Origin of the sequence: Arthrobacter bambusae, assembly GCF_022606295.1 — a bacterium.
Lineage (GTDB): Bacteria > Actinomycetota > Actinomycetes > Actinomycetales > Micrococcaceae > Arthrobacter > Arthrobacter bambusae_A.
On record NZ_JAHHZS010000017.1, the window covers coordinates 79,606 to 106,562 of the forward strand.

The 26,957-nt window shown below is 65.8% G+C and carries 20 protein-coding genes; 14 read left to right on the forward strand and 6 right to left on the reverse strand.

The genetic code is table 11. From position 1 onward, the window contains the following. The first annotated feature begins 315 nt into the window (after window positions 1–315). The 3 genes from KNN17_RS13285 to KNN17_RS13295 are packed head-to-tail and all read left to right on the forward strand — an operon-like array spanning window position 316 to window position 5,850. Entirely contained in the window at window positions 316–861 is a 546-nt protein-coding gene (locus KNN17_RS13285; protein WP_241709529.1) for a WhiB family transcriptional regulator, read from the forward strand. After that, a complete protein-coding gene (locus KNN17_RS13290) occupies window positions 861–4,196 on the forward strand; it encodes a glycosyltransferase family 2 protein (protein WP_241709530.1) in 3,336 nt (1,111 codons plus the stop codon). Before KNN17_RS13285 ends, KNN17_RS13290 begins: the two co-directional genes overlap by 1 nt. Further along, window positions 4,189–5,850: a DUF5719 family protein gene (locus tag KNN17_RS13295; protein WP_241709506.1), complete on the forward strand. Its 1,662-nt coding sequence runs from the start codon at window positions 4,189–4,191 to the stop codon at window positions 5,848–5,850. The genes KNN17_RS13290 and KNN17_RS13295 overlap by 8 nt, the downstream gene beginning before the upstream one ends. Here KNN17_RS13295 and KNN17_RS13300 read toward each other — a convergent pair. Beyond that, on the reverse strand, window positions 5,844–6,362 hold the full coding sequence (locus KNN17_RS13300; RefSeq protein ID WP_241709507.1) for a metallopeptidase family protein: 519 nt from the start codon (window positions 6,360–6,362) through the stop codon (window positions 5,844–5,846). The two genes, KNN17_RS13295 and KNN17_RS13300, sit on opposite strands and share 7 nt — an antisense overlap. 97 nt (window positions 6,363–6,459) lie before the next feature. Between KNN17_RS13300 and KNN17_RS13305 the strand changes: the two genes are divergently transcribed. The 5 genes from KNN17_RS13305 (at window position 6,460) to KNN17_RS13325 (ending at window position 11,577) form a co-directional block, all read left to right on the forward strand. Next, window positions 6,460–6,837: a DUF3499 domain-containing protein gene (locus KNN17_RS13305; protein ID WP_171983396.1), complete on the forward strand. Its 378-nt coding sequence runs from the start codon at window positions 6,460–6,462 to the stop codon at window positions 6,835–6,837. Between the two features lie 163 nt (window positions 6,838–7,000). Further along, a complete protein-coding gene (locus KNN17_RS13310; RefSeq protein WP_241709508.1) occupies window positions 7,001–7,240 on the forward strand; it encodes a Trm112 family protein in 240 nt (79 codons plus the stop codon). Between the two features lie 42 nt (window positions 7,241–7,282). Next, window positions 7,283–8,776, forward strand: a complete 1,494-nt coding sequence (gene ahcY, locus KNN17_RS13315; RefSeq protein WP_241709509.1) for an adenosylhomocysteinase — start codon at window positions 7,283–7,285, stop codon at window positions 8,774–8,776. Window positions 8,777–8,896: 120 nt separating this feature from the next. Next, window positions 8,897–10,228 (forward strand): L,D-transpeptidase, encoded by a 1,332-nt coding sequence (locus KNN17_RS13320; RefSeq protein ID WP_241709510.1) that lies wholly within the window; start codon window positions 8,897–8,899, stop codon window positions 10,226–10,228. A 116-nt stretch (window positions 10,229–10,344) separates the two neighbouring features. After that, the gene (locus tag KNN17_RS13325) at window positions 10,345–11,577 is read left to right on the forward strand and encodes a L,D-transpeptidase (RefSeq protein WP_241709511.1); all 1,233 of its coding nucleotides are present in this window, start codon (window positions 10,345–10,347) and stop codon (window positions 11,575–11,577) included. 64 nt (window positions 11,578–11,641) lie between these two features. Here KNN17_RS13325 and KNN17_RS13330 read toward each other — a convergent pair whose 3' ends face one another. Then, complete coding sequence (locus KNN17_RS13330) at window positions 11,642–12,442, reverse strand: RDD family protein (protein WP_241709512.1); 801 nt, start codon at window positions 12,440–12,442, stop codon at window positions 11,642–11,644. Between the two features lie 139 nt (window positions 12,443–12,581). Between KNN17_RS13330 and KNN17_RS13335 the strand changes: the two genes are divergently transcribed. Continuing rightward, window positions 12,582–13,574, forward strand: coding sequence for a stage II sporulation protein M (locus KNN17_RS13335; RefSeq protein WP_241709513.1), 993 nt, complete (start codon window positions 12,582–12,584; stop codon window positions 13,572–13,574). A gap of 146 nt (window positions 13,575–13,720) precedes the next feature. Beyond that, on the forward strand, window positions 13,721–14,836 hold the full coding sequence (locus tag KNN17_RS13340) for a TIGR01906 family membrane protein (RefSeq protein WP_241709514.1): 1,116 nt from the start codon (window positions 13,721–13,723) through the stop codon (window positions 14,834–14,836). A 95-nt stretch (window positions 14,837–14,931) separates the two neighbouring features. On the opposite strand, the gene KNN17_RS13345 is transcribed toward KNN17_RS13340, so the two are convergent. Next, window positions 14,932–16,578 carry a dolichyl-phosphate-mannose--protein mannosyltransferase gene (locus KNN17_RS13345; RefSeq protein ID WP_241709515.1) on the reverse strand — a complete coding sequence of 549 codons (1,647 nt, stop codon included), beginning with the start codon at window positions 16,576–16,578 and terminating at the stop codon, window positions 14,932–14,934. A 68-nt stretch (window positions 16,579–16,646) separates the two neighbouring features. Here KNN17_RS13345 and rsmI point away from each other — a divergent pair, with 68 nt between their 5' ends. Together rsmI and KNN17_RS13355 are read left to right on the forward strand one after the other, a co-directional pair. Continuing rightward, window positions 16,647–17,570: a 16S rRNA (cytidine(1402)-2'-O)-methyltransferase gene (gene rsmI, locus KNN17_RS13350; protein WP_372489678.1), complete on the forward strand. Its 924-nt coding sequence runs from the start codon at window positions 16,647–16,649 to the stop codon at window positions 17,568–17,570. Between the two features lie 210 nt (window positions 17,571–17,780). Further along, window positions 17,781–19,262 (forward strand): NAD-dependent succinate-semialdehyde dehydrogenase, encoded by a 1,482-nt coding sequence (locus KNN17_RS13355; RefSeq protein WP_241709516.1) that lies wholly within the window; start codon window positions 17,781–17,783, stop codon window positions 19,260–19,262. A gap of 166 nt (window positions 19,263–19,428) precedes the next feature. On the opposite strand, the gene KNN17_RS13360 is transcribed toward KNN17_RS13355, so the two are convergent. The 3 genes from KNN17_RS13360 to KNN17_RS13370 form a co-directional block, all read right to left on the reverse strand. Continuing rightward, entirely contained in the window at window positions 19,429–21,783 is a 2,355-nt protein-coding gene (locus KNN17_RS13360; RefSeq protein WP_241709517.1) for a transglutaminase TgpA family protein, read from the reverse strand. A 134-nt stretch (window positions 21,784–21,917) separates the two neighbouring features. Continuing rightward, on the reverse strand, window positions 21,918–23,339 hold the full coding sequence (locus KNN17_RS13365; protein WP_241709518.1) for a DUF58 domain-containing protein: 1,422 nt from the start codon (window positions 23,337–23,339) through the stop codon (window positions 21,918–21,920). 22 nt (window positions 23,340–23,361) lie between these two features. Then, the gene (locus KNN17_RS13370) at window positions 23,362–24,438 is read right to left on the reverse strand and encodes an AAA family ATPase (RefSeq protein WP_241709519.1); all 1,077 of its coding nucleotides are present in this window, start codon (window positions 24,436–24,438) and stop codon (window positions 23,362–23,364) included. Window positions 24,439–24,625: 187 nt separating this feature from the next. Between KNN17_RS13370 and KNN17_RS13375 the strand changes: the two genes are divergently transcribed. Together KNN17_RS13375 and KNN17_RS13380 are read left to right on the forward strand one after the other, a co-directional pair. Beyond that, window positions 24,626–25,510, forward strand: a complete 885-nt coding sequence (locus KNN17_RS13375; protein ID WP_241709520.1) for a TatD family hydrolase — start codon at window positions 24,626–24,628, stop codon at window positions 25,508–25,510. A gap of 265 nt (window positions 25,511–25,775) precedes the next feature. Beyond that, complete coding sequence (locus KNN17_RS13380; RefSeq protein ID WP_241709521.1) at window positions 25,776–26,927, forward strand: resuscitation-promoting factor; 1,152 nt, start codon at window positions 25,776–25,778, stop codon at window positions 26,925–26,927. The last annotated feature ends 30 nt before the right edge of the window (window positions 26,928–26,957 follow it).

The window sequence follows — 26,957 nt, forward strand, 5'->3', positions numbered from 1 at the left end:
TGCGCCACATGGAGCTGTGGGACGGCGAGGGTGCGGCGCTCGAAGGGTCAAACGATTTCCCTGAAATTCAATGAAAATACATCTTAAGTGATGCAAAGCTTCCGTTTTCCGCCATGGCGCGCGGGCGGGGCGAAAAAATACCGGGCGTGGCGCGGCGCTGGTTAGTGCGGAAAGTTGATTATTATCCCGGCGCGGCTTGACGGCTTGGTAGTTACACACGTGTAATTAGATATCGAACGCCGCTGCGGGAGTATCGGGTACATAACCGAGTACCGAATGAGCACGGCAGCAGCTGCAAAAATCAGGAGGGACGCCATGGGGCAAGCGTTGCGTATCCAGGAAGATGCAGTCGTCGCGGATTATGCGTCGGTGAAATACCGGTCGCGCGAAGTTCCGGGGGATTGGTATGTTGACCCGGCAGATCCGCAGGCGGCCGACCGCTATATCGAGGCCACTCGGGAGTCGCTGGAAGATGAGGCAACAGCCCTTCTTGCTGCGCACGAGGCTCTCGTGGGAGGAGCACCGGTAGATCCGGAGGACGATCTCGATGATCCTCCCATGGAGCTGCGCGGTCCGCTCGACAATCCGGCCCAGCCGGTGTGGATCGGGCTTCCGGGCCAAGGTGACTTCGACGATGAAGGCGAACTTGGCTGGCAGACGGACGCCTTGTGCGCCCAGACGGACCCGGAGGCGTTCTTCCCCGAGAAGGGCGGCTCCACGCGGGATGCCAAAAAGGTATGCGGTGCGTGCAATGTCCGTTCGCAGTGCCTTGAATACGCACTCGCCAACGATGAACGTTTTGGTATCTGGGGCGGGCTCTCCGAGCGTGAACGCCGCAGGCTGAGGAAGCGAGCGGTCTGATTCTCAAGGCAGTACACGTTACCGCCGTCGTCGTCTCGCACGACGGCGGTAACTATCTCCCCAGAACCCTGGCGGCTCTGCTGGACCAGACGCGTCCGGCAGATGCCGCCATTGGCATTGATACGGGCTCCCGCGACAAGTCCGCAGCGTTGCTGCAGCGGGCCCTCGGCGCGGCCAACGTCACCAGCACCGGCGAACACAAAGTAGGTTTCGGTGCTGCCGTCCTGGCTGGCCTGGCCCGTTCGGCCCCTTCGCGGGAGCCGGGGGCCGTCGAATGGATCTGGTTGTTGCACGACGACGCCGCTCCGGCCCCGGACGCACTCGCCGAGCTGCTTCAGGCAGTCGAGCGCGCGCCGTCGGTCACAGTGGCCGGTTGCAAGCAATTGGCCTGGGACGCGGAGCGCAGGCTCATCGACGCCGGTCTTTCCACGAGCCGCTGGGCCGAGCGTCTGACGCTCATTGAAGCCGACGAGCTCGACCAAGGCCAGTACGACGGGCGCACGGACACTTTCGCGGTGAATTCCGCGGGCATGTTGATCCGCCGCGACGCCTGGGAGCAACTGGGCGGCTTCGACCCCGCGTTTCCCGGCGTGGGAGACGACGTCGATTTCTGCTGGCGCAACTGGCTTGCGGGCAACAGGGTTGTCGTGGTCCCGGCCGCGCGCATGTTCCATGTCGAGCATCGTCCCCACAGCCTTGCGACACCCGCCGCCGCCCGCAAGAGCCAGATCCATTTGAGGCTTACCCATGCTTCGCCGTGGAAGGTTCCCCTGCATGCGCTCGGCGCGTTGCTCGGAAGCATGGTGAGGCTCGTCGTGAGCATCCTGGTCAAAGAGCCCGGTTACGGAATTTCCCAGCTCGGCGCCACCATCGCGGCCCTCGGCCGTCCCAGGGCGATTTGGCGGTCCAGGCAGAACGCCGCCCGGACGCGACGCGTACGCCGCTCGATGGTCAAGGGCCTTCAGACCCCGCGCCGCGAGGTCCGGGCCCACCGCCGCTCCCTCATCGAGGCGATTGGCGCCGACGAATTCCAGGAGACGGATTCCCTCGCTCCTGAACCGAGCGGCGACGCCGGCGACGATTTCGTGGCCCTCGCGACGAACGAGCGGGGTTGGATCGGAACAGGCGCAGTGGCCGCCGGATTTGTTGCGCTGGCCGCCTCCATCGTGGGGCTGCTGGGGCTCCTGGGGGCCAGCGCGGTGACCGGCGGCGGCCTCTTGCCGTTGTCCGCAGCCGGTGACATTTGGCGGTCCGCGTCCAGTTGGTGGATCAACTTGGGGGCAGGCTTGCCCGGGCACGGTGATCCGTTCGCCTACATCCTGTGGCTTGTTTCATTGCTCGGGGGAGGAGACTCCAGCACAGCCATCGTGTGGCTGTTGTTGCTGGCCATGCCGTTGTCCGGCCTGGGCGCCTGGTTTGCGGCGGGCGCCATGACCACGCTGCGCCGATACCGTTTCATTGCGGCGCTGATCTGGGCCGGGGCACCGGCCCTCCAGGTCGCACTGAACCAGGGACGGGCCGGCGCCCTCCTGGCACACGTGGCGATGCCCCTGCTGGCGCTGGCCCTCTTCCGGGCCACTGGTTCTGCGCTCGGGCGCGACGCTGCGTTGAATAGCCACCGGGTCCAACCCGCCGGCTACGCCGCAACAAAGCCGTTCCCCGGCAAGCCGGGCGTCAACGGCACTCCGTCGTGGACGGCTGCTGCCGCGGCCGGCCTGGCGCTGGCGGTGGTGACGGCCTCAGCGCCGTCCCTGCTGCTTCCGTTGGTAGTCCTCATTGTTTTTTGCGGCATCGCCTTGGGGCGGCGCGGGCGGACCATTTGGTGGTCGCTGCTTCCGAGCGCCGCGCTCTTTGCGCCGTATGTCCTCTCGGTCCTGGAACGACCCCGCGCCATGCTGGCCGATCCAGGCCTCCCGCTGGGGTTCCAAGCGGCACCGCTGTGGCAGCAACTGCTTGGCCAACCCTTGAAATTCGACGTCAACGGCGGATTGGCCGGGTTGGCGCCGTTTGGCCCGTCGGGTATTCCGTGGGCTCTGGCCCTTGCCCTGCTGCTTGGTGCGCCGGTCCTCCTCTTGTCCATTGCCGCACTCTTTGTTCCCGGAAAACGGTCACGCATCGCACGTTTCCTCTGGGCCGGGGCCCTTGTGCTCCTCGCCTGGTCATGGCTCGCCGGACACGTGGCAACCGGAGTGGACGGCAACCTGCTCGTGGCTCCTTTCACGGGCCCGGCAGTTTCCGCCGCGGGCTTCGCGTTCCTCGGAGCGGCGTTGATCGGCGCTGAAAACCTCTTCCAGCTGAAGGTCAAGGCAGAGGGCGGCCGCCCGGTCCAGCGCGCGGCAGCACGGATCGTCTCCGCTGTCGCAACCCTCCTCCTCATTGCCGGGCCCTTGGCCAGCATGGGCCTGTGGGCAACCCAGAATGCCCTGGCCGGTGCAGGCACTTCGCCTTCGGCCAGCGGCGCGCTTGGCACGCCGCGGCTTGTCCAGCCGTCCGGGCAGGGCACGTTGCCTGCCACCGCCGTCGACCACGGCCAAGGCCCGGAACAGACACGGACGCTGGTCATCACCGCGGATGACAGTGGTGGCTACACGTCCTCACTTATGCGCGGCGCCGGAACTACATTGGATTCGCTCTCCACTGTTGCTGCCGCACGTTCCATCGTCGGATCACCCGGACAGGAACGCCTGGTGGCCGACGACGACGCCACCGCGTCCATCCGTAACGCCGTAGCCACGATTGTCGCGGGAACGGGCGTGGACCCCCGGCCCGGCCTTGAGCAGCTTGGTGCCGGATTCGTGGTTCTGAAGTCGTCGGACACGGCTGCGCAGTTGACGGCCAACCGGATCGATTCCGTTCCCGGCCTGGTCGCCGTGGGCAAGACCGATTCCGGCTGGCTGTGGCGGGTCACGCCGCTCAACCAGGCCGCTGCAGCCGACGCCGAGACGGCGCACCGTGCCAGGGTGGTGGACGCCAAGGGTGCCGTTGTTGCCCTCTTGCCATCCCTCGGGACGTCTTCCGTCGGCAGCATCCCGGCAGGCACGGACGGACGCCAGGTAGTGCTCGCCGAGCGGGCGGACTCCGGCTGGAGCGCCTGGTTGGATGGGCGTCAACTGAGCCCGACGACGTCGGGATGGGCGCAAGCGTTCACCTTGCCGCCCGCAGGCGGCCAGATCGAGATCCGCTACACCACCGTCTGGGAGCCTTGGCTCAGCATCCTGCAGGCCGTGGTCATTGGATTGACCGTCCTGCTGGCCATCCCCATGCCCGCCCGCAGGCCGAAGGCGGGCCTCCTGAAGGAACAAAACTCTCTCCGTAAGGAGTACAGCAGTGTCTGACAACCAAGGCCCGGCCCCCGAGGCCGGCGCGGGGTCGCGGAGGCGCGGCCAGCGCAAAGCCGAGAGCCGGAACAAAGGCCAGAACAAGAACAAAGCTGTTGTGTTGGGAGCGCTTTCCGCAACGCTGCTCCTTGCCGCAGGGGCCGGGATGGTGTCGGCAGCATCCATCGTGCCGTCCCCGGCAGGGAACAAAACCCTGGACATGTCCCTCGCGGATGTCCCGGCAGGAAAGACAACCGCGGTGTGCCCGGCACCTCCCCGCCTCGCCGAAGGAACCCCGGCGGGCACCGACACCCAGTTCAATCCTGTTTCACGCTCGGCAAAGAGCTTCCTCGACGCGGTGGTCCTCAGTGACGCCACCGGATCCGTCCCAGGGAGCAACCTCGCCGCGCTCGGTGGCTCCGCGATCGCCGGCATTGCCAAACCCCCCGCTGCCGCGCAGCCGCCGGCGTCAGGACCTCCCGTCCTGAATGCCGGCGTCGTGGCACAGAGGCCCGCGGGCGACGTCACTGTGGTGGACGCCGATCCCATCAGCGGGCAGCAGGCCGCGGTAGCGGGCTTGATGAGCTACACCGCAGGCGACGGCGATCTCCGCGGACTGGCTGCGGCGCCCTGCCAACAGCCGGTCAACGATGCATGGCTCCTTGGCGCCAACACCGCGCTGGGGCGGACGGCGGTTTTGAACATCAGCAATGCCTCGGGCACGCCGGCCACCGTCAATCTCGACTTGTTCGGCGCCCGTGGCCAGATCCAAGCCCCGGATAGCCGTGGCTTGCTGGTTTCGCCCGGAACGACCCGTTCCATCAACTTGGCCGGACTGGCCCCGAACGAGGGTCAGCTCTCCGTCCATCTGCGCAGCGGTGGAGGCCCCGTCGCGGCAACCATCCAGCAAAGCGTCCTTCGTGGCCTCACGGCCGGTGGCGTCGAACTCATTACTCCCGGTGCCGGCGTCGCCGATTCCCAGGTCATGACCGGGGTGGACATCCAGGACCCGGCCGCCGTGAAGTCGCTCGCGGACAAGCCCGGGTTTGCCGATGTCGTTCCTGCCTTGCAGATCACGGTCCCGGGTCCCGTCGACGCCGTGGTGGATGTGCGGTTGTTCGGGCCGAACGGCCAGCGCGCGTTGCCCGGCGGGGGAGCAGTGACCGCCAAAGCGGGTTCGGTCACCGAAGTACCGCTCACGGGCGTCCCGGCCGGCATGTACACGGTGAGCGCCACCTCGGATGTTTCCTTCGCCGCGTCCTCACGCGTGACGCGGGGACTGAAGTCCGCGGATCCTGTTGATTTCGCCTGGTCTCCGGCTGCGGTCCGTCTCGGAAGCCAGCACATGGTGCCAGTACCTCAAGGCGGCACCCGCTTCCTGAGCTTCGGCGTGCCGACGGGCCGTGCGACGGTCAGTTACACGCCCGTCACCTCGGACGGCAAGGTGCACAAAACGGAAACCGTGGACATTGCCGGGGGGACCACTTCGGTCATCGGCGTTCCGGACAAGTCCGACGGCGCGGCGGTTTCGGGCTACATCGTGTCGGCGTCAGGGGACGCGGCCTACGGCGCGCTCGTGCTGGGCCAAGGCGATCAGCCCGGGATTTCGGTCCTGACCATCCAGGACGGCGCTGCCGGCCACGAAAAAGTACAGGTCACCCTGGGTTACTGATAACGACGGCGGTACACGGGATCCAAGGTCTCCGGCGGCACTCCGAGCATCTCGGCGGTGTACTCGACGACCACGTCGTGCACCAGGTCCTGCAGGTCCTCGCGGCCGCCGGTAGTGTGCTCGACGACGCGCCGATAGAGCGTAATGACGGGTCCGGCACCGTGGGCCGCCGGGGTGTAGGAACCCAGCGGCGCCGCGGTTCCTTCGGCCACCAGTTGTTCAAGGTTCGGCGGGATCTCTTCGACGGCGAACGCGACGCCGTCGAGCCGTTTGCCCCACATATCCTGCAGCCGTTCCGCGGAATCGAGCACAAGGTCGTCGAACCTCTCGGCACGCGTCCGGTAGCCCGGAAGGTTGGGCAGGATGATTTCGCCCCGCAATCCCCGCCCGTGGCGGTTCCTGCGGCGCTCCCTGAAGCCGCGTGCGGACGAGCCCGCCGTCGTCGTTTCCTGGCTGTCCCCGGTGTCGGACAAATGGACCGTAAAGCCCGGAACGTGGTGCTGTGACTGCATATATCGACTTTAGACCCGTGATTCGGCCAACGCGACATAATGCCCGCAAAGGGGCAATGCACCGCGCCGCGGCGAAGTGCGGCTAATCTGGGATGTTGTGGGTGCAATTCGTCAGTGTTCCAGATCAGCCTGCCGCCAATCCGCGGTGGCCACTTTGACGTACGTCTACGCCGAATCCACGGCGGTGCTTGGTCCCTTGGCTACGTATGCCGAGCCGCACTCCTACGATCTGTGCGCGCAGCATGCGGAGTCGTTGACCGTACCGAGGGGTTGGGAAGTCATGCGGCTGGCCATGCCGTCCTCCCCGCCCCAGCCCGGACCGGACGATCTCCTTGCCCTGGCCAACGCCGTGCGCGAGGCCGCATCGGCCCCGGCACCCGCACCCGAGCTTCGCAGCGTCCGCACCCCTTTTGACGGGCCGGCCCCTGTGGAGGGAACCAGGAGGCACCTGCGCATCCTGCGCGATCCCTCCTGAAGTCCGGCGCGACGGGAACTGGCCGTCGTCTGACGCAGTGTGTCGCTGTTCCCGCGGGACGGGCTTTTGTGACAACGTGCTCAGCGCCGCCGGGTTGTACTCTGGAAGCTGCCATATCTGTCCATAGCGGCGTCCGTGAGATGCCATCCAGGGAGCTTCAACCATGCCAAAGGTCAGTCCTGAATTGTTGTCCATCCTGCGGTGCCCTGTCACCGGGTCCCCGCTGGAGCAGGACGGCGATGATCTCGTCTCGACGGCCGCGGCCGCCTCGGGTGAAAAGATCCGCTATGCCATCCAGGACGGCATCCCGTTGCTGCTGCCGCCGGAGCTGCTGGCAGCCGCCAACGCCGCGGCCTCGGACCAACACGACGCAGGACTGCACGACGGTCTCCGGCACGCCTGAGCTCCACCTGACCTGACCATTCGGTACTTCCAAAGGACTTCCATGACTTTCGACTACAAGGTTGCAGACATCTCCCTGGCTGAAGCCGGACGCCACCAGATCCGCCTCGCCGAGCACGAAATGCCGGGCCTCATGTCGCTGCGCGCCGAATTCGGTCCGAGCCAGCCGCTCAAGGGTGCGCGCATTGCGGGATCCCTGCACATGACCGTGCAGACCGCGGTGCTCATCGAGACCTTGACAGCCCTCGGCGCCGAGGTCCGCTGGGCCTCCTGCAACATCTTCTCCACGCAGGACGAGGCCGCTGCCGCCGTCGTGGTCGGCCAGGGAACCGTCGAGGATCCGCAAGGTGTCCCCGTGTTCGCGTGGAAGGGCGAGACCCTCGACGAATACTGGTGGACCGCCGAGCAGATTCTCAGCTGGCCGGGCGCGGACGCCAACCCGGAGCTCGGACCCAACATGATCCTCGACGACGGCGGCGACGCCACGTTGCTGGTCCACAAGGGCGTCGAGTTCGAAGCTGCGGGTGCGGTTCCGGCCGCGACGGAAAGCGATCCCGAAGAGTACGCACTCGTCCTCGACGTGCTGCGGAAGAGCCTCGTCGCCGACCCGAAGAAGTGGACCCGCGTCGCCGCCGGCATCCGTGGCGTGAGCGAGGAAACCACCACGGGCGTGCACCGTCTTTACCAGCTCGCCGAACAGGGCAAGCTCCTGTTCCCGGCCATCAATGTCAACGACTCGGTGACCAAGAGCAAATTCGACAACAAATACGGTATCCGCCACTCCCTGCCTGACGGCATCAACCGCGCCACGGATGTCCTCATGGGCGGCAAGGTCGCCGTCGTCTGCGGCTATGGCGACGTCGGCAAGGGCGCGGCCGAGGCGCTCCGTGGCCAGGGCTCGCGCGTGATCGTGACGGAGATCGATCCCATCTGCGCACTCCAGGCAGCCATGGACGGCTACCAGGTGGCCAAGCTGGACTCGGTGGTGGAACAGGGCGACATCTTCGTCACGACGACCGGCAACAAGGACGTCATCATGGCCTCCGACATGCTCCGGATGAAGAACAAGGCGATCGTGGGCAACATCGGCCACTTCGACAACGAGATCGACATGGCCGGACTGGCGAAGGTCCCCGGCGTCAAGAAGGTCGAAATCAAGCCGCAGGTGCACGAGTGGGTGTTCGCCGCGGCCGACGGCCGCGAAGAGCGATCGATCATTGTGCTTTCCGAAGGCCGCCTCCTGAACCTGGGCAACGCGACCGGCCACCCCTCGTTCGTCATGAGCAACTCCTTCGCCAACCAGACGATCGCGCAGATCGAGCTGTGGACCAAGAAGGACCAGACCGGCTCTGGCCCAGGGGCCGAGCGCGAATATTCGAACCAGGTCTACGTGCTGCCCAAGATCCTCGACGAGAAGGTCGCCCGGCTGCACCTGGATGCCTTGGGCGTGGAACTGACCGAACTCAGCAAGGAGCAGGCGGAATACCTGGACGTTGACGTCGCCGGTCCGTACAAGCCGGAGCACTACCGGTACTGAGAACACCGGCTGGGAGCAAGCCCGCGGGCGCGCTCCCAGCCAATATCAAGCCGCGCCGTTTAGGATGCGGTTGTGGGGCGTGGGTTTTTTTGGGGGGCGTGAGTTTTGGAGAAAACAGGAATGGGTCTTAATCCCGACGGCGAGCAAGCGGACACTTTCGAGCATGTGGACGCCGCGCGGCTCTTCGACAATGAACAGGGCAGCGGCAACGCCGGTCTCTTGGACACTGCGCCAACGAAGCGAAGCAGGTTCCGGAAGGTCGCCTGGATCGTGGTGGTCTGCCTCATCGCCGCGCTCAGCGGCACGTTCGCGGCAGTGGCCCCGCACGCGGCCAGTGCGGCAATCGAATCCGAGGGGTCATCAGGCGAACGCAGCGAAGCGGCAGCCGTGTTGCCCGTCGTGAAGCCTGCCACGGTGGTCGCCTCGCCTGCGAGCGGTGCCAAACAAGTGAATCCGGCTGCTCCCGTCACGATCAGCGTCAAAGACGGAACGCTGGACAGGGTCTCCTTGACGAGCTCCCAGGGAAAGACCGTCGATGGTGCGTTGACTCCGGATGGACTGAGCTGGACTGCCTCCACGCCCCTCGAGTTCAACTCCTCCTACACCTTCAACTACACGGTTGCGGATTCTGTCGGCCGAGCAACGTCGAAGACCGGATCGTTCACGACGGTATCCACCCAGAACGAGGCAGACGCCGCCATGTACCCCCTGGACGGGTCCAAGGTAGGCGTGGCGCAGCCCCTCCAGCTCACGTTCAGTGAACCCGTGGTCAACAAAGCCGCCGTCGAGAAGGCCATCAAGGTCACGTCCACCTCAGGCCAGGCCGGGGCCTTCCACTGGTTCAGCGACACCATGGTGCGCTACCGCCCGGAGAACTTCTGGGCAGCGAACAGTACCGTCACCGTGGACCTCAAGCTGTTCGGGGTGGACTTCGGCAACGGCCAGATCGGCAACTTCAACAAGACCAACACGTTCAAGATCGGCGACAAGAAGGTGGCGGTTGCCGACGCAGTTGCCCACACGTTCACGGTCAGCGTCAACGACCAGCAAGTGGGCCAGTGGCAGGACACCATGGGAGACACCAGGTTCCCTTCCGCGCGCGGCTACCTGGTGCTCATGGAAAAGTACCGGGTGGAGCACATGGATGCCTCCACCATCGGCCTCAAACCGGGGGATCCGGCCTACTACGGACAGCTTGACGTCAACTACGCCACGCGCCTGACACCCAGCGGCGAGTTCATCCACCAGGCCACCGACTCGGCGTTGCCGTACATCGGCGTCACGAACCTGTCCCACGGTTGCATCGGTCTGGGACCTGACGGGGCGAAATGGGTGTTCGACAACATGACCACCGGAGACGTCGTCCAAGTGGTCAATACGCAGGGTGACTACGCCAACTTCGACGACGGTTTCGGCGACTGGAACATCCCCTGGGCCCAATACGCCAACTAGGCAGTACGCCAACCGACGGCGACCTCCGGGCACCGTCCAGGACGGATCGGCACCCCCGGTAGACTGGGCGGGTCAGTCTTGGGGGCTGGCTTTCTGCCGGGGGATGTGGGGTTGCCGTGGGGACGCAAAGGAAACGCAAGACCGGGAAGATTCTCGGAATCATCGGAATGTGTGCCGGCGTTGCGGCCGGAGGACTCGGTGTTGCAACCGCCCCTGATTGGCTGCAAACAGCGGTTGAATCGGAAGCGGGAACGCCCCAGCGCACCGACGCCGGGCTCGGATCCGCAGTCGTGACGGCAGTGGAGTTGGGAATCACGCCCCTTGACGGTGCCCGCGAAGTGAATCCCGCCGTCGGGCCTTCCGTGAAGGCGGTGCACGGCACCCTGAAAGACGTTGAACTGGTGCCGGCCGCGGGTGGCAAAGCCGTCAGGGGAACCATCAGCGCCGACGGCAGCACGTGGTCCACGCTGGATCCCCTGGAGTTCAACACCGAATACCGCTACGGGTTTACCGTTGTTGACGGCGCGGGCCGGGAAACCCGGAAGACCCAGTCCTTCACCACGGTATCCACGGCCAACGAGGCCAATGCGGTGGTGTTCCCCCGCGATGGCTCCATCATGGGTTCAGGGCAGCCCATCGAAATCAACTTCAGCGAGCCCGTGGCGGATAAAGCCGCCATGGAAGAGGCCGTGAAGATCAGTGTTTCCTCGGGCCAGGAAGTGGCCTGGCGCTGGTACTCGGACCGGAAAGTGCGGATCCGCCCTGAAGCATTCTGGGCGGCCGACACGAGGGTCGCCGTGGACTTGCCCTTGTTCGGCAGGGACTTCGGCAGCGGAATGATCGGCAATTCCAACGTCAGGTCCACGTTCACGACCGGTCCGCAGCGGATAGCGGTCGTGGATGACGCCACCAAGGCCATGAAAGTGTATTTCGACGGCGCACTCGTCAAGACTGCTCCTGTCACCCTCGGAAGCCCGGACTGGCTTTCGCCCACCGGCTACGCCGTGATCATGGAGCAGGAACGCCATTCCAGGTTCAATGCGGGCAGCATCGGCCTCAAACCCGGTGACAAGGGCTATTACGCGCCGCTCGTCGTCGAGCACGCCAACCGGCTCACGAACTCAGGGGTGTATGTGCACCAAGCGCTGCCCTCGGCGTACGGGGCCGTTGGCGTGGACAACGTCTCGCACGGCTGTGTTGGTCTGCTCCCTGACGACGCCGCCTGGTTCTTCAATAACATGCGGACAGGGGACGTGGTGCAGGTGCTGAACACCGGCGCCCCCGCAGTGGAACCGCTTGAAGGCTTCGGCGACTGGAACATTGACTGGACACGCTACGCAAAGCGCTGAGCGCTTCCGGAACGTGCCGCAGATGGCCCGACGGCGGTGCGCACCGTGGGTGCGCGCGTCTGCACTAGCCCGTGAACGGGAGCTTGTTGAGTCGATCCCCGACGACGGCGCTGCGTTGTTCTGCGCGGCGCAGCCGTTCCAGGTCCCGGTTTCGCCGCTCGCCCAGTACTGCGTGCAAGTAGCCCTCCGGCGTTGTTCCGGGCGGGGGAGGCGGGGCGACGTACGCCGCCAGTTCCGTTGCGAGGGCTGCCGCCAGGCTGGCACGCGAGCGCGGAGCCATCCGGGAAGCCTGCTGGATGAACTGCGAAGCCCGCCGCGCCGTGCCGTCCGGAACCCTGCCGATGTCCGCGAGTCCCACCCACGCCTGCAAGTACGGGGGCGCGTAGGCAAGGATTTTGGGTTCGGAAGGAACGCGCTGCCTGAGCGAATACGTACCGGCCACAACGTCTCCCAGCCTCTTCGACTTGCCGTTGAACAGCGCGACGGCGATCGCCAATCCGCCGAACGTTGCGTAGATCTCCAGGAAACCAATCAACCCGCGGATCACCGCGTGCCGGAAACGGATGGATCCGCCGTCGTCGCGCACGATCCGGAGCCCCGTGGCCAACTTGCCCAGCGAGCGGCCGCGGCTCAGCGTTTCCACCGCAACGGGGACGACCACGAGGCACAGCACCACGCTGGACAAGGCCATGGCACGGCCCGCTGCCGCGTCCACATCCGGCGCCACCATACCGAGCAGGAACAACAGGCCGAGCAACAAAACAACCTGAACCAGGACGTCGAGCATAAGCCCGAGCGCCCTTGCCCCGAATGACGCCGGCCGCAGTTCGAGGACCACGGCCTCGCCGGTAATGATCGAACTCAAGCCCGCCCCCAAGCCTTGCCACGATGTCCGCAGGACCGGACGGCTCCCGCTGGATCGAGTCTAGCGGCGGCAACGGCCGTGGAGCAGGGTTTGCTGGGATGTGGGACTGTTTGGCGAAGGTTGGGATTAGGGTGGAGCCGTGGACATGGATGCCTTCTCTGTCGTGAACGGGACCAAATGGTCCCGTTTGCATGAGCTCGCGCACAAACGGCGCCTCGACGGCGGCGAAGCCGACGAGCTCCTGCGTTTGTACCAAGTGGTGTCATCACACTTGTCCCTCATTCGATCCGTGGCGCCGGAAAGCGCACTCTCGGCGTCCTTGTCGGCGGCCCTCGCGCAGGCCCGAACCCGCTTCACCGGGGCGAGATCGAACTTCATGGAAGACCTCGCCCGCTTTTTCGTGGTCTCCCTGCCGGCCGCGTTCTACCGCCTGCGGTGGCTCACGGTAGGGTGCGGGACGTTCTTCTGCCTTGTTGCCGCGGCCTACACGCTCTGGATCGGAACGTCGCCGGACGCTTTGCGGGCCCTGGGAAGCAGCGATGCCGTGAAGCAATACGTCGACCATGACTTCGTCGGCTACTACTCCGAGAACCCTGCTGCGTCCTTCGCCGGCGCCGTCTGGACGAACAATGCATGGATCGGCGCGCAGGCCGTGGCCCTGGGCATCACCGGATTCTGGGTGCCGTACACGCTGTTCGCAAATGCACAGGGGCTGGGGATTGCTGCGGGTGTGTTTGCCGCCACCGGCAAGATGGACGTGTTTTTCAGCTACATCCTGCCGCACGGCCTCATGGAGCTGACAGCCGTGTTCATCGCCTCCGCGGGCGGACTACGCATATTCTGGGCCATGGTTGCCCCGGGACCGCGGCGCAGGATGCAGGCAGTGGCGGACGAGGGGCGCTCCCTGATCACGGTGGCACTTGGCTTGGTGCTTGTCCTGTTCGTTTCGGGACTCGTCGAGGCCTTTGTGACGCCCAGCCCGCTTCCAGTGTGGGCCAAGATCCTGATCGGTTCGCTCGTTCTCGCGGCATACTGGGTCTATGCCTTGGTTCTGGGCGGACGGGCATTCCGCGCCGGCGCCACAGGCGACCTGGACGCAAACGACGCCGGTTACCGTGAGATAGCCGCCTGACGGCGCCCGGGTCCGGCCGCAATCCGACGTCCGCCGGGGTGGCTCATCGTCTCTCCGCGAGGGCTGACGGTAGGCTCAAAGGCAGAGAAGATTGCCAGCGGACCGTTCCTGCTCCGGCATGTGAATCCTACGGAAGTGAAATCCAAGTGACCGAGAAGAGCCCGATCCCCAACGACCCGGACGCGGATATCCACGACGGCGGCGATGAGCCGGCCTTCGAATGGATGAAGCCCGCCCCCAAGTCCACGGCCGCTGACGCGCGCCCGGCAGGTGCTGCTGACGCACCCCGGGACTCTTCGAAGCGGGCGCCCAAGGAAGGAAATGCGCCAGCCGAGCCCCTGGCAGGACAACAGCCGGAGAGCCGGGCCGACCGCAAAGCCGCAGAGGCTGCGGAGACCGGGCCGGAACCGGCCCTCTTCGCAGAGCCGCTGCCGACGTCGGCCCTTCAGGTCCGTCCCCCGGAAGCCGAGGTGGAACGCCGCAACCACGAGCGGGAGCAGGCTGCCAACGCCAAGCCGCTGGCGCCGCGCATTTTCCAGGTCCTGCTGGCTGTCTTCTACCCCGTGGTCCTGCTGATACTCGCAATCCGCGCCGTGGCGAGCCCGCTGTTCCTGTGGGTGGAGTATTACCGGCCGGGATTCCCCGGCGACGGCTACGGCTTCAACGCCGATGACCGCATGACCTATGGTTCCTATGCGGTGGACTACCTGACCAACTGGTCCGGGCCACGATACTTGGGCGACCTCGTCAACCAGAACGGCGAGAAGCTGTTCAAGGAGGGCGAAGTTGCCCACATGGCCGACGTCAAGACCGTGATTCTCTCCGCCTTCGGCGCCGGTGCCCTCATGATCATCATTGGCATCATCGCAATGATCTATCTGCGCAAGCGGAGCACCGGCGGGATCCGCCGCGGACTGTTTGCCGGTTCGATCGTCACCTTGGTGCTCATTATCGGACTGGGCACGCTAGCGGCCTTGGGCTGGCAGCAGTTCTTCACGGACTTCCACCACATCTTCTTCGCCAACGGCACCTGGACCTTTGCGCTCGACGACACGTTGATCCGCTTGTTCCCGGGGCAGTACTGGATGGACTCCGGAATCGCGATCGGCGCTTTGGTCTTCCTCACGGCGCTGCTGACCCTCATCTTCACCTGGCCTACCCGCCGTCGTCGCGGACTTCCTCCCAGGAATGAAGCCGCTGCGGAAGACGCCGCGAACACTGACACGGAGGCTCCCGTGGAAACCGGCGTGCCGGAGAAGTAACACTTCGCCACCAACGAAAGAAGCGGCCCGCCCGGGAATCTCCAATCCCGGGCGGGCCGCTCCTTTGTGTGTGCCCGCCCTTCGGAGCAGCCCCCTTAGATCCAGGAAGGCATCCACATGCGGATGTGCCAGTCCTGGTAGCTGATCACTTCCGCCGTCCAGACCGGATAGAAGAACGCCGACAACAGCACGGCAAGGACAACCACAAGGCCCACCAGGTACAGGCCGGACCGGCGGCGCCACGGAGGAGCGTCACTCCTGCCCAGCACCAGGCCCAAGCCATAGACGAGGGCCAGGACCAGGAAAGGCTCGAAGGAGAGCGCATAGAAGTAGAACATGGTGCGCTCCGGGTACATGAACCAGGGCAGGTACCCCGCGGCGACGCCCGCCAGGATGGCCCCGGCCCGCCAGTCGCGGCGTCCGGCCCACCAGAACAGGACCACAAAGAGCGCGATCGTGGCACCCCACCAGACCACGGGGTTGCCGACGGACAGAATTGCCGAGGTGCAGTTGGGCAGGTCGCAGCCGGGCGTTCCCGGCTTGGGGGACTCGTAGTAGAACGACGTGGGGCGCCCCATGACGAGCCAGGTCCATGGACTGGCCGAATACGGGTGCGGCGAGCTGAGGCCCTGGTGGAAGTTGTAGGCCTGCACATGGTAATAGGCAAGGGAACGCAACGGCCCCGGAATCCAGCCCCAGGTGGCGGAGGGATTCGTGTCCGCCCAGTGCCGGTAATAGGCGTCCTTGGAGAGGAACCAGCCGGTCCACGTCGACAAATACACGGCACCGGCCACCGGGATCATGGTGAGGAATGCGGGAATGCCGTCCTTGATGATTCCCGCGCTGGGCCAGCTCCGGATGCCCGCGATGCGCCGGGCGCTCATGTCCCAGAAGACGGTCATCAGGCCGAAACCGGCAACGAAGAACAGGGCCGACCACTTCGTGCCGACCGCCAAGCCGAGGCAGACGCCGGCCGCCAGCCGCCACCACCGGAATCCGAGCCACGGGCCCGAGGCGAGGTGCAACGCCGTCGGCCGTCCGTCCTTGGAAGCGGCTGCCAGCGCGGCAAGCCGTGCCGCCAGGCGCCGCCGGCCGTCGTCGCGATCCATCAGCAAGGCGCCAAAGGCTGCGAGCAGCCAAAACATCAGGAAGATGTCCAGCAGGGACGTCCGCGACATGACCAGGTGGTGGCCGTCGACGGCGAGCAGCAGCCCCGCGACCGCGCCCAGGATGTGGGAACGGAACAGCTTCAAGGCGATCAAGGCGATCAGGAAGATGGAGAGGGTGCCCGTCAGGGCGGCGGAGAACCGCCAGCCGAAGGAGTTGTCCGAACCGAAGAGCCACATCCCGAAGGCGATCATCCATTTCCCCACCGGGGGATGGACCACGTACTCGGGGGAGTTGAGCAGGACGTTGGGGTTGCCCGCATTGAAGGCGTCGTTGGCCTTGTCCGGCCAGCTGCGCTCGTATCCGCTGACCAGGAGCGAGTAGGCATCCTTGACGTAGTAGGTCTCGTCGAAGACCAGGCTGTGCGGATCATCGAGGCGGACGAAACGCAGGATTCCGCCGATCACGGCCGTGATCGTGGGGATCAGCCAGAACCACAGCCTCAACGACGGCGGATAATCCCGCCAGCTTTGGATGCTGCCAATGAGCCGCGTCCGCAGGGCCTCGGCCGTAAAAGCCTCCCGGGGCCGTATCAACCAGGTTTGCGGGGCGGGGCGCACGGAGGTATCGGTCACTCAGCCCATGCTACCTTTCGGCTCCGGTAGCTCACTGAAAGCCGCAGCCGGGGCATTAGGCTTGTTGGGTGACTGAACAGCTGAGCTCCCCGGATGAAACCACCGTTCCCGACCCGGCGGAGCCCCTCGAGGAGCAGGCTCTTCCCGTGCTGCCCGACGGCGTAGGCCGGATCGTGCTGGCCGCCACCCCCATCGGCAACGTCGGCGATGCCTCCAGCAGGCTCATCGAGTTGTTGCAGACGGCCGACATCGTCGCCGCGGAAGACACCCGGCGCCTGCACCGGCTGGTCCAGTCGCTCGGCATCACCGTGTCCGGCCGCGTCATCAGCTACCACGAGCACAACGAGGCCGCCAAGACCGAGGAACTGCTGGATCACGTGCGGGCCGGCAAGACCATCATCATGGTGAGCGACGCCGGCATGCCCGCAGTGTCCGACCCCGGCTTCCGCCTCGTGGAGGGAGCCGTGGCGGCCGGGCTCTTCGTCACAGCCTTCCCGGGCCCGTCCGCCGTCTTGACGGCGCTGGCGCTCTCGGGGCTGCCCACGGACCGTTTCTGTTTCGAGGGATTCCTGCCGCGCAAAGCCGGAGAACGCAGCTCCCGGCTTGCGGACCTGGCCGACGAACGGCGGACGATGGTGTTTTTCGAGGCACCGCACCGGCTTGAGCCCATGCTCCGCGCCCTGCACGAGCGGTTTGGTTCTGACCGCCGCATCGCGGTCTGCCGTGAATTGACGAAGACCTACGAGGAGGTCATCAGGGGAACCGTCCGGGAATTGCTGGAGTGGGCCGAGAACAACGAGGTCCGCGGCGAGATCGCCGTCGTCGTGGCCGGCGCCCCCGAACAGGCGCCAGGCAAGCCCGAAGACCATGTTGCCGCGGTCAATGAACTCATTGCACAAGGCATCAGGCTCAAGGAAGCCGTGGCGGCGGTGGCCGAGGAGGCCCGCATCAGCAAGCGCGAGCTCTACTCCGCTGTGCTCGCGGCGCGTTAAGGCCGTGCTCGCGGCGCGGTAGTGCCGTACTGGCGGGTGCGGTGGCTTCCGCCTCACCAGGGGCTGTGCAACTGCACAAACTCCACCCCCCGCGGCAGTGCGCGAAGGCGTAGACACTGCTTCGCGGCGGGCAGTACCGTGACAGTAATTCCACAAAAATCAAGTGTTGGTGCATCCCTACAAGCTGCGCTGACTGACGAAGGAGTCACTGTGACTGTTACCGCCGATCGCGAAAGCGAACTTCTCGCATCCGTTCCCACGGGGCTGCTCATCAACGGCCAGTGGCTGCCTGCGGCATCCGGCAAGACGTTCGACGTCGAGGATCCCTCCACCGGCAAGGTGCTCGTGAGTATTTCCGACGCCGGAGTGGAAGACGGCGCCGCGGCGATGGACGCCGCCGCAGCCGCGCAGGCCTCCTGGGCCCGTACGGCTCCCCGCGAGCGTGGCGAAATCCTGCGCCGCGCGTTCGAGCTGGTCACGGCGCGCGCAGAAGACTTCGCGCTGCTCATGACCCTGGAAATGGGCAAGCCCTTGGCCGAAGCCCGCGGCGAAGTAGCTTATGGTGCCGAGTTCCTGCGCTGGTTCTCCGAGGAAGCCGTCCGCGTCAGCGGCCGCTATTCCGCGGCTCCGGACGGCAAGAACCGCATCCTGGTCCAGAAGAAGCCCGTTGGTCCCTGCCTGCTGATCACGCCGTGGAACTTCCCGCTGGCCATGGCTACCCGCAAGATCGCCCCCGCGGTGGCTGCCGGCTGCACCATGGTCCTCAAGCCCGCCAACCTGACCCCGCTGACCAGCCTGCTCTTCGCGCAGGTCATGCAGGAAGCCGGCCTCCCCGCAGGTGTGCTCAACGTCATCCAGACCTCCACGGCAGGCGCAGTCACCGGGCCCCTCATCAAGGACGACCGCCTGCGCAAGATCTCCTTCACGGGCTCCACCGCCGTCGGGCAGTCCCTCATGCGCGAAGCCGCGGACAAGGTCCTGCGCAGCTCCATGGAGCTCGGCGGCAACGCGCCGTTCGTGGTCTTCGAGGACGCTGACCTGGACAAGGCCGTCGAAGGCGCCGTCGCGGCCAAGATGCGCAACATGGGCGAGGCTTGCACTGCAGCCAACCGCTTCATTGTGCACGACTCCATCGCTGACGCCTTCGCCGACAAGTTCGCTGCCAAGATCTCGGCACTCAACACCGCGCGCGGCACCGAGCCGGACTCAACGGTCGGCCCGCTGATCGACGGCAAGGCCCGCAACGGGGTGCATGCACTCGTGTCCGACGCCGTCGCCAACGGCGCGATTGCCGTCACCGGCGGCGCCCCGGTGGACGGCCCGGGCTACTTCTACCAGCCCACCGTGCTCAAGAACGTGTCCGCGGACGCCCGCATCCTGAAGGAAGAGATCTTCGGACCTGTTGCCCCGATCATCACGTTCAAGAGCGAAGACGAGGCAATCAACCTGGCCAACAACACCGAGTACGGGCTGGTCGCCTATGTCTACACCAAGGACCTGAACCGTGGACTGCGCGTCAGCGAAAGGATCGAGACCGGCATGCTCGGCCTCAACGCCGGCGTCATCTCCAACGCCGCAGCACCGTTCGGCGGCGTGAAGCAGTCCGGGCTGGGCCGTGAAGGCGGATTCGAAGGCATCGAGGAATACCTCACCACACAGTACGTCGGCATCGCGGATCCGTACGCCGACTAGTAGAACTTCGGCGGACCTCTCGCAACGGGGAACTGCCGTTGAGTGAAGGGCAGGGCACTGGAACATTTGGGTTCCGGTGCCCTGCCTTTGCCGTTCCAAGCCCAACTGACTCGCATTTGTTGTCGTTTTCGAGGCCCATAACGACATCTAATGCGAGCTAGTTGGGTCAGGGCCGCCAGCGGAAGGGCGACCACAGGAGTTGGAACCACCTGGACATCAAGGACGGCGGGAACCAGTCCGCCCGCAAGACGGCAATCCAGGAGGCATTGCGCCGGAACGCGGCACGGACCGCCGCGATCCGGGCCGCGGCCGAGTTCGCTTGCTCCGCTGCCGCAATCGCGGGGATTCCCGCCGGGGGACCGTAACGCTGCCGTTCGAAGTCGCCCGTGAGTGACGCAAGCGCGCGCCGCCCGGCGTCGTCGGAAGCGCCCGACGGCGACGCTGCCGCCACCGGTGCTCCGAGCGCAGCCGAGGTGCCCAATCGGGCCGCGAAATGCCGCGGCGTTTCGCTGGGCACCGGCGGTACGCCGTAATCCGTGGCGAGGTCCTGGAGCTCAGCCCATGCCAGGACCGGGCCGTCCCGGGGCGGGCCCGGGCCGGCCGCGTGTCCCGAACCGCGCTGTCGTGCCCGCGCGGGCCTCAAGCGCCGCGCCCGGATGCCGGAGCGGACCAACCGCGGGGAGGCCACTAACACCGCCAAAAGGAGCGCGGCCGCGGTGACGTAAAGAACGGTTCCCGAGCCCGTGGCCGTGCCCGCTCCGACCCCCGGAGCCGCAAGCGGAGGCACAGCGGCGGTGCTCGGCGCGGGAGTCGAGGAACCCGGCACCAGGTTCTCGTCATGCAGGTTGGTGCTCGGGCCGCCCGCTGCCACAGGCTCGCTCGCGTAGGCCGGGACCACGCCACGGGAAGGCGTTGGCTCGAAGGCGACCCAGCCGGCTCCTTCGAAGTAGAGCTCAGGCCAGGCATGGGCGTCACGGGAATCCACTTGGAACTCCGGCAGGGGTTCCTGTCCAGCCACGGCAACCGTGGCGCCTGTGGAGTGGCCCGGCGCGTAGCCCACGGCGATGCGGCTGGGGATTCCCTCGAGCCGCGCCATGACCGCCATCGCGGAGGCGAAGTGAACGCAATAGCCGCTCTTCTGCTGCAGGAAGTCCGCCAGCACGGACATCCCGTTGCCGTCGTAACCGCCTTGCACGGGAGCCTGCAGTGAGTAGGTGAACTGGGACGAGCGCAGGTAGTCCTGGATCGCCATCGCCTTCGCATAATTGCCGTTGGCGCCGGCCGTCACCGTCTTGGCGGTGTTCTTCACGATGTCCGGAACGTTGCCCGGCAACTGGATGAAATCCTGCGAGATGGAAGTGGGCTTGGCGTTGTCCTGGCTCAACGTTGCCGATGTCAGGGCCGGCAGCGCTGAATACACCGTGTACTGCTGGTTCCTCGTCGTGCCGTCCTCGCCACGGATGCTGAGCGTCTCAGGATCCCACGACCAGCGTCCGCTCAGGCCGTTGACGGCTGTCGGGGCATAGGGGACCGGGAGATACGGGCTGGTGAACTGCCCCGTATCGATCACCGTCACCTGGCGCACCAACTCGGAGGGGAGCGGGTAGTCCGGCGCCATCCGGCCCGGTCCGATGCGCCGGGAGGCCTCCCGGTCGTCCGGTGCCCAGGTATCGCCGTCGAACTTGTCAATGGTGACGGAGCGCAGGTACACCGGGGCCGTGGAACTCGTGGCATAGGTGATGCTGCCGTCGCCGGTAGGATTCCGCAGGCTGTTGCCGAGCGTAATCATGGGATTCAGGCCGTTGGAGACGCCCCACGGGTTCAGCCGGGAACCCACGGGAAACGTCCCGCGCTCGAATCCCGGAACCGCCAACGGCAACAGCAACCCCAGAACCAAGGCCACGCCACCGATCACCATGGACCGCTTGAGCTGCCCCGTGCCGTGGGCGGTGTCGTTCTGCAGCCGCGAGTCCGGTGCGAACCACTGGCTGCAACCCAGGATCAGAATGAAGCCGACGGCGGCGGCGAGGAACCCGGCGAGCCCGACGCTTTGCGGCTTGATGGTCGCCGGGAAAACGAGGACAACCAGCAGGCCCAGGCCACTCGTCGCAGGCATGCCGAGCGGGACCGCCAGGGCATCGACCAGGACAACCGCCAAGCCCAGGCCCGCGCAGGCGACAAACACTATTCCGGCGTTCGGGGAGACGGGGGCGGTCTCCGACACCACGGTTTCGCCGGCCCGTTTCAGGAACTGGCCCAGCGTGTCCAGGGTAGCGCCGGAGGGAATGAAGCCCGCGATGCTTTCCGGCCGGAAGAACGTGAAGTCGAGGATGAAGACCAACGCGACCAAGCCGCCCACGGTAGTGAGCACCGGGTGGACCCCCAGGGCACGGAGGACAGCCAGGGTCAATCCGACGATGAACACCGTGGTGATCGCGGGAACCAGCCACACCCAGCCCCTGAAGACCCCATTGAGTGAGAGTGACGCTCCGAGGACGGCGACGGCGATGGCCGCGGACATTGCCCAAGGGTAGGCTCCCGGCCCTGCCTTTCGCGGGCGGAGCCACCTTCCCGGGCCGCGCGACGGGGTGTTGCCTGCCGTTGCCGGCGCCGGGAGCGGGGAACGTCCCGGAGCGCCGTTCCTGGAGGTAGTGGTCATCGCGGCACCGCCGCGCCACGGCGGACGTCCATCGCTGCCGCAGCGGCGGCGACGATCTCTCCTTGGTCGAAACCGGCCCATGCAGCGGGAAGGTCTGTCCTCGAACTCACGGCGACGGCCCGCCAGCCGCCCAGTTTCAAGGCTTCGATGACCGGCTGGACATGGTGCGGGTGGTCGGTCACCACGAGGGCAAAAGCGTTGGCCCCGTAGCCTGCGGCCGGCGCCAACGCACGGGCCTCCGAGAGCGGCATGTTGCCGAGCAGCGCGAGGACGGGACCACGCAGGCGGTGTGCCGCGAGCTTATCCATCAGATGGTCGTCGAAAGGCGCTTCGGCACCATCGGCGACGCCGGCGGCCTCTTTGTGGCTGCGCTCGCCGTGGACATGCCGCGGGCCGCTTAGCTGGATGGCGGCCAGGCTTTCGGCGATGGACTGCAGGCCTCCCAGACCACTGAATTCCTCGGTTTCGGGATACGGTGCGGAGCGGGATGCGCGGAACGCGGGGTGTCCTGCAGCATCGAGGAAACGCAGCGAATAGTTGCGGTCGGCGAGGTGGGCACTGATCGACATCGCTGCCGTCACCACCCATTCGAAGTTTTCGCTGCTCACCAGTTCGAAAGCGTCCTCGTGGGTAGGACCGAAGACCGCGGCGGAGCCGGACACGAAAGCGGAATAGCGCTGGTCCAGGATGATGGTCGCCTCGGGCGTGGTGACGGATTCCTCCTGCCGCACCATGAGTTCGCCGTGCCGCGCTGTCGCGGCCCAGTGGACTCGCCTCATGGGGTCTCCGTGCCGGTATTCGCGGGTCATCACGTCGTCGTCGCTGGGATTGGCCCGGATCCGGGTGGCCGTCACGCCGTCGTTTCCGCGTGCGCCGGCCAGCCCGGTGGCGGGGAGTTCGACGGCGGCCGGCGTTACGGTGAGGATGTCGCCGTCGTCGATCTCGTGGCGATGCAGCGACAAGCCGAAGGGATCGCAGAACTCGGCCGTCACCGGGCCGATCCTGAACTGGCCGCGCTTGCCGGAGCGCAAATGGTATTCGTAGCGGCTGGTGCCGCCGGACGCGGCACGGGCAGGAAAGCGGAAGGCCGGAGGTTCGCCGAAACGTGCCGGCAATTGCTCCTCCATGATCACCGGTCCGGCGGCGGCGCCGGTTCGTGCCACGGCCAGCCGCACGGTGGCCGTGGAGGAAGTCTCCACGGACGCGGGATGGAATTCGCGGAATACCTGGAAGCGCGGTTTGAGGATACGGACGCCGGCAAGCGATACCAGCGGCAGCACCAACAGCAAGATCCCGAGGGCCAGCAGATCGCGCCTGCCCATGATCTGGGCCAGCAGCAAGGAACCTACGCCGCTGGCAAGCAAGCCCCAGCCCCGGTTCGTGAACAGATGCTTCGGAAGTAGATCGATCAGCGCCATGCCTGCCCCCTTCTTCGCTGCCCTAGGCGCCGCGGCGTTCCGCGCCAGCGTCTTGGCTGACGGGGAGGGAGGCCAGGATGGCCCGGATGATGCTTTGCGGGGTGTCACCGGAACTCGCGGCCTTGCGGTCCAGGATGATGCGGTGTGCCAGGACGGACTCGGCTACGGAAATGACGTCGTCAGGGAGGACGAAGTCCCTTCCGTCCAGGGCGGCGGTCGCTTTGGCCGCCCGCAGTAGTTGCAGCAGGGAGCGGGGGCTGGCTCCGAGGCGCAGCCGGGCGCTGTCCCGGGTGGCCCGGCCCAAGGCAACCGTATATTCCTTGACGGATTGGGAGACGTAGACCTGCTGCACCGTGGCGATCATCGCGGCCACGTCGGCGGAGGTGACCACCGGGGTGACTTTGGCGAGGGGCGAGACCGCCTGATGGGTCTCGAGCATCTCGATTTCGGAGAGCTTGTCCGGGTAGCCCATCGAGATGCGGGCCATGAAACGGTCCCGCTGTGCCTCCGGAAGCGGATACGTGCCTTCCATCTCGATGGGGTTCTGCGTCGCGACAACCATGAACGGTTCGCCCAGCTGGTACGAATGGCCGTCCACCGTCACTTGATGTTCCTCCATGCATTCAAGGAGGGCTGACTGCGTCTTCGCGGAGGCGCGATTGATTTCGTCTCCGATCACGATGTTGGCGAACACCGCGCCCATCCGGAACTCGAACTGGCGCGAGGACTGGTTGTAGATCGAGACCCCCGTGACGTCCGAGGGAAGCAGGTCCGGGGTGAACTGGATACGGCTGACCCTGCAATCGATGGTGCGGGCGAGGGTTTTGGCGAGCAGCGTCTTGCCGACACCCGGGACGTCCTCCACCAGCAGGTGGCCTTGGGCGAGGAGCACGGTGAGGGCAAGTTTTGCGGCCTCGGCTTTGCCGTCGATGACTTTGTTGATGGCCGCCAGGATCTTCTCACCGGCAGCGTGGAATTGCTCAGGGTCCATGACCGTCTGCTTGTGCCCGTTGAAGGACTCGCGCTCAGGCGGCAGGGCAACCACGGCCTCGTCCCGTACCAACTGTTCATCAACGGTGCCGTGTCGCTTTGAGTCCATGGACTATCCCCTCAGCCATGACGGCACCCCGGCCGGGCGGCGGTGCCCTGGCCGGGATATACCGCCTTTGTACCAGACTACCCAGCCAAGGCCCGCCGCAGACAGGGGCAGCTTTCCGAAGCAAGTGGCATGGGTGGGATGCGGCAACGGTCAGGGAGGCATCAGCAGGGAAAGATAGGGTGGATCCATGTGCAATTCCCTCCCACCGGCTTCCTACCGCGCGCCGGATACCGGCGATTCCCGCAAGGAGTACCCACCTGCGCCCGAGCCTCTGCCGGTCCCCGTGATGGACAACCACACGCACCTCGATTTCCGGCACGGCTTGATCGACGTCGCGGTGGCGGATGCCCTGGACGCGGCCGAAGCCGTGGGCGTCCAGGGCGCGGTGCAGGTGGGTTGCGACCTGGAGTCGTCGCGGTTCACGGTCCAGGCGCTCGACGCCGACCGGCGGCTCCTCGGAGCTGTCGCCATCCACCCCAACGACGCCCCCGTGTACGCGGGCCGCGGAGAGCTGGAATCGGCTCTCGCGGAAATCGAAGAGCTGGCTGCCCACCCACGGGTGCGCGCGATCGGCGAAACCGGGCTTGATTTCTTCCGCACCCACGGCGAGGGCCTAGTGCACCAGCGCCAGTCTTTCCGCCGCCACATCGATATCGCAAAGAGGCTGGACCTCACCCTCCAGATCCACGACCGCGACGCCCATGACGACGTCGTCCAGGTCCTGCGGGAGGAGGGGGCCCCGGAGCGGGTGGTATTCCATTGCTTCTCGGGCGATGAAGAACTGGCACGGATTTGTAACATGAACGGCTGGTACATGTCCTTTGCCGGCACCATGACGTTCAAGAATGCGGCGAACCTGAGGGACGCCTTGGCCATCGCGGATCCGGAACTGCTGCTCGTCGAAACCGATTCCCCGTTCCTCACTCCGCACCCTTACCGGGGCCGTCCGAACGCAAGCTACATGGTCCCGTACACGGTCCGTTCCATGGCTGAAGTGACGGGAACCGAGCTTTCGGCGCTGTGCTCGCAACTGGCCCAAAACACCGTGGCGACATATGGATCCTGGGACTGAGCAGAAGTCGCACTACATACCCGGTATGTAAAAATCTTGGTCACTTTATAACGCTTCGGTTACAGTGGGTAACCAGTAGCCGGGGTCGGGGAAGGCCTTCGGACAACTTACTCCGTTCGCAATTGGTGTTTTTAGTTGAATTGAGTGTGGCGGCGCCCAGCTCCGCTGCAGTCCTCCAGCATGCTTCTGCCTGCTTCGGGACCGCGGCAGGAGGCCCCTGTGCGCTTTTCCCCGTGCCCGGATGGTCCAAAAGTTACGGGCAAACATGGTCAAGTTCTTCACCACGGGCGGCAAGTTCAGTTTCGTCAAGGTCGGTGCGCAGCTGCTGGTTCTTTCGGCGCTGGTACTGGGAGTGGTTGCCTTTACGGGCAACAACAAATCAGTCACCCTCAACGTCGACGGCAAAGTGAGTTCCGTCCAGACCTTCGGCAATACCGTTGACCAGGTGGTCAAGGCAGCCAAGGTCGACCTGAAGGCCGAAGACCGGGTTTCACCGGCTTTGAATACCTCGGTGCAGAACGGCTCCATCATCAACGTCAACCTGGCCAAGGCCGTCACCGTCAGCCTCGATGGCGCCCAACGGACGGTCAACACCACGGCTCCCAACGTCGAAGGCCTCGTCTCCGAGCTCGGCGTCGCGAGCGCTTCGGCTGTGTCCCAGCCGAAGGACACCCAGCTGGCCGTTTCCGGATCCTACGTTTCGATCCTGACCCCCAAGACGATCAGCCTGATCGTTGATGGCCAGAGCTCTTCGAAGACAACGACGGCGCCCGACGTAGGCACCGTGCTCAGTGATGCCGGCGTCTCGCTCGGCGCGAACGACCGGGTTTCGCAGCCGAACTCGGCCCCCGTTGTCCCCAACATGGTGATCAAGGTTTCCCGGGTGGACACGAGCAAGACCGCCACCGAGACGGAGAACGTTCCCTTCGACACGGTCACCACCCAGGACCCCACCCAGTTCAGCGACCAGAAGACGGTAACCCAGGAAGGTGTCCTCGGGCTGCTCAGCAAGACGTTCAAACTCGTCCTGGTGGATGGCCGAGAGGCTTCCAGGACCCTGGTCTCCTCTGACGTCACGGTCCAGCCCGTCCCTGCGAAGGTGACGGTCGGAACCAAGGCGCGTCCCCAGCCTGCCCCCGCCGCTGCTGTGGCCTCCGGACCCACCGGGGCGCCGAACGAGGCAATGTGGGACAAAGTCGCACAGTGTGAGTCCGGTGGGAACTGGGCCATCAACACCGGCAACGGTTACTACGGTGGCCTGCAGTTCGACATCCAGACCTGGGTCGGCAACGGCGGTGGCGCCTACGCTCCCAACGCCGCCGCCGCCAGCAAGGCCCAGCAGATCGACATCGCCAACCGCGTCTACGCTCAGCGCGGCCTGTCGCCGTGGGGCTGCGGATGGGCAGCTTCCAGCTAGGCACGTGAAATTGGCCGGGTCCGGAATCTC

What these genes read in the sequence shown, in the direction of transcription:
- KNN17_RS13375 (WP_241709520.1), top strand. Translation starts at nt 24,626, where the DNA reads ATGTGCAATTCCCTCCCACCGGCTTCCTACCGCGCGCCGGATACCGGC.
- KNN17_RS13365 (WP_241709518.1), bottom strand. Translation starts at nt 23,339, where the DNA reads ATGGCGCTGATCGATCTACTTCCGAAGCATCTGTTCACGAACCGGGGC.
- KNN17_RS13360 (WP_241709517.1), bottom strand. Translation starts at nt 21,783, where the DNA reads ATGTCCGCGGCCATCGCCGTCGCCGTCCTCGGAGCGTCACTCTCACTC.
- KNN17_RS13370 (WP_241709519.1), bottom strand. Translation starts at nt 24,438, where the DNA reads ATGGACTCAAAGCGACACGGCACCGTTGATGAACAGTTGGTACGGGAC.
- KNN17_RS13380 (WP_241709521.1), top strand. Translation starts at nt 25,776, where the DNA reads ATGGTCAAGTTCTTCACCACGGGCGGCAAGTTCAGTTTCGTCAAGGTC.
- KNN17_RS13285 (WP_241709529.1), top strand. Translation starts at nt 316, where the DNA reads ATGGGGCAAGCGTTGCGTATCCAGGAAGATGCAGTCGTCGCGGATTAT.
- ahcY (WP_241709509.1), top strand. Translation starts at nt 7,283, where the DNA reads ATGACTTTCGACTACAAGGTTGCAGACATCTCCCTGGCTGAAGCCGGA.
- KNN17_RS13320 (WP_241709510.1), top strand. Translation starts at nt 8,897, where the DNA reads ATGGGTCTTAATCCCGACGGCGAGCAAGCGGACACTTTCGAGCATGTG.
- KNN17_RS13300 (WP_241709507.1), bottom strand. Translation starts at nt 6,362, where the DNA reads ATGCAGTCACAGCACCACGTTCCGGGCTTTACGGTCCATTTGTCCGAC.
- KNN17_RS13310 (WP_241709508.1), top strand. Translation starts at nt 7,001, where the DNA reads ATGCCAAAGGTCAGTCCTGAATTGTTGTCCATCCTGCGGTGCCCTGTC.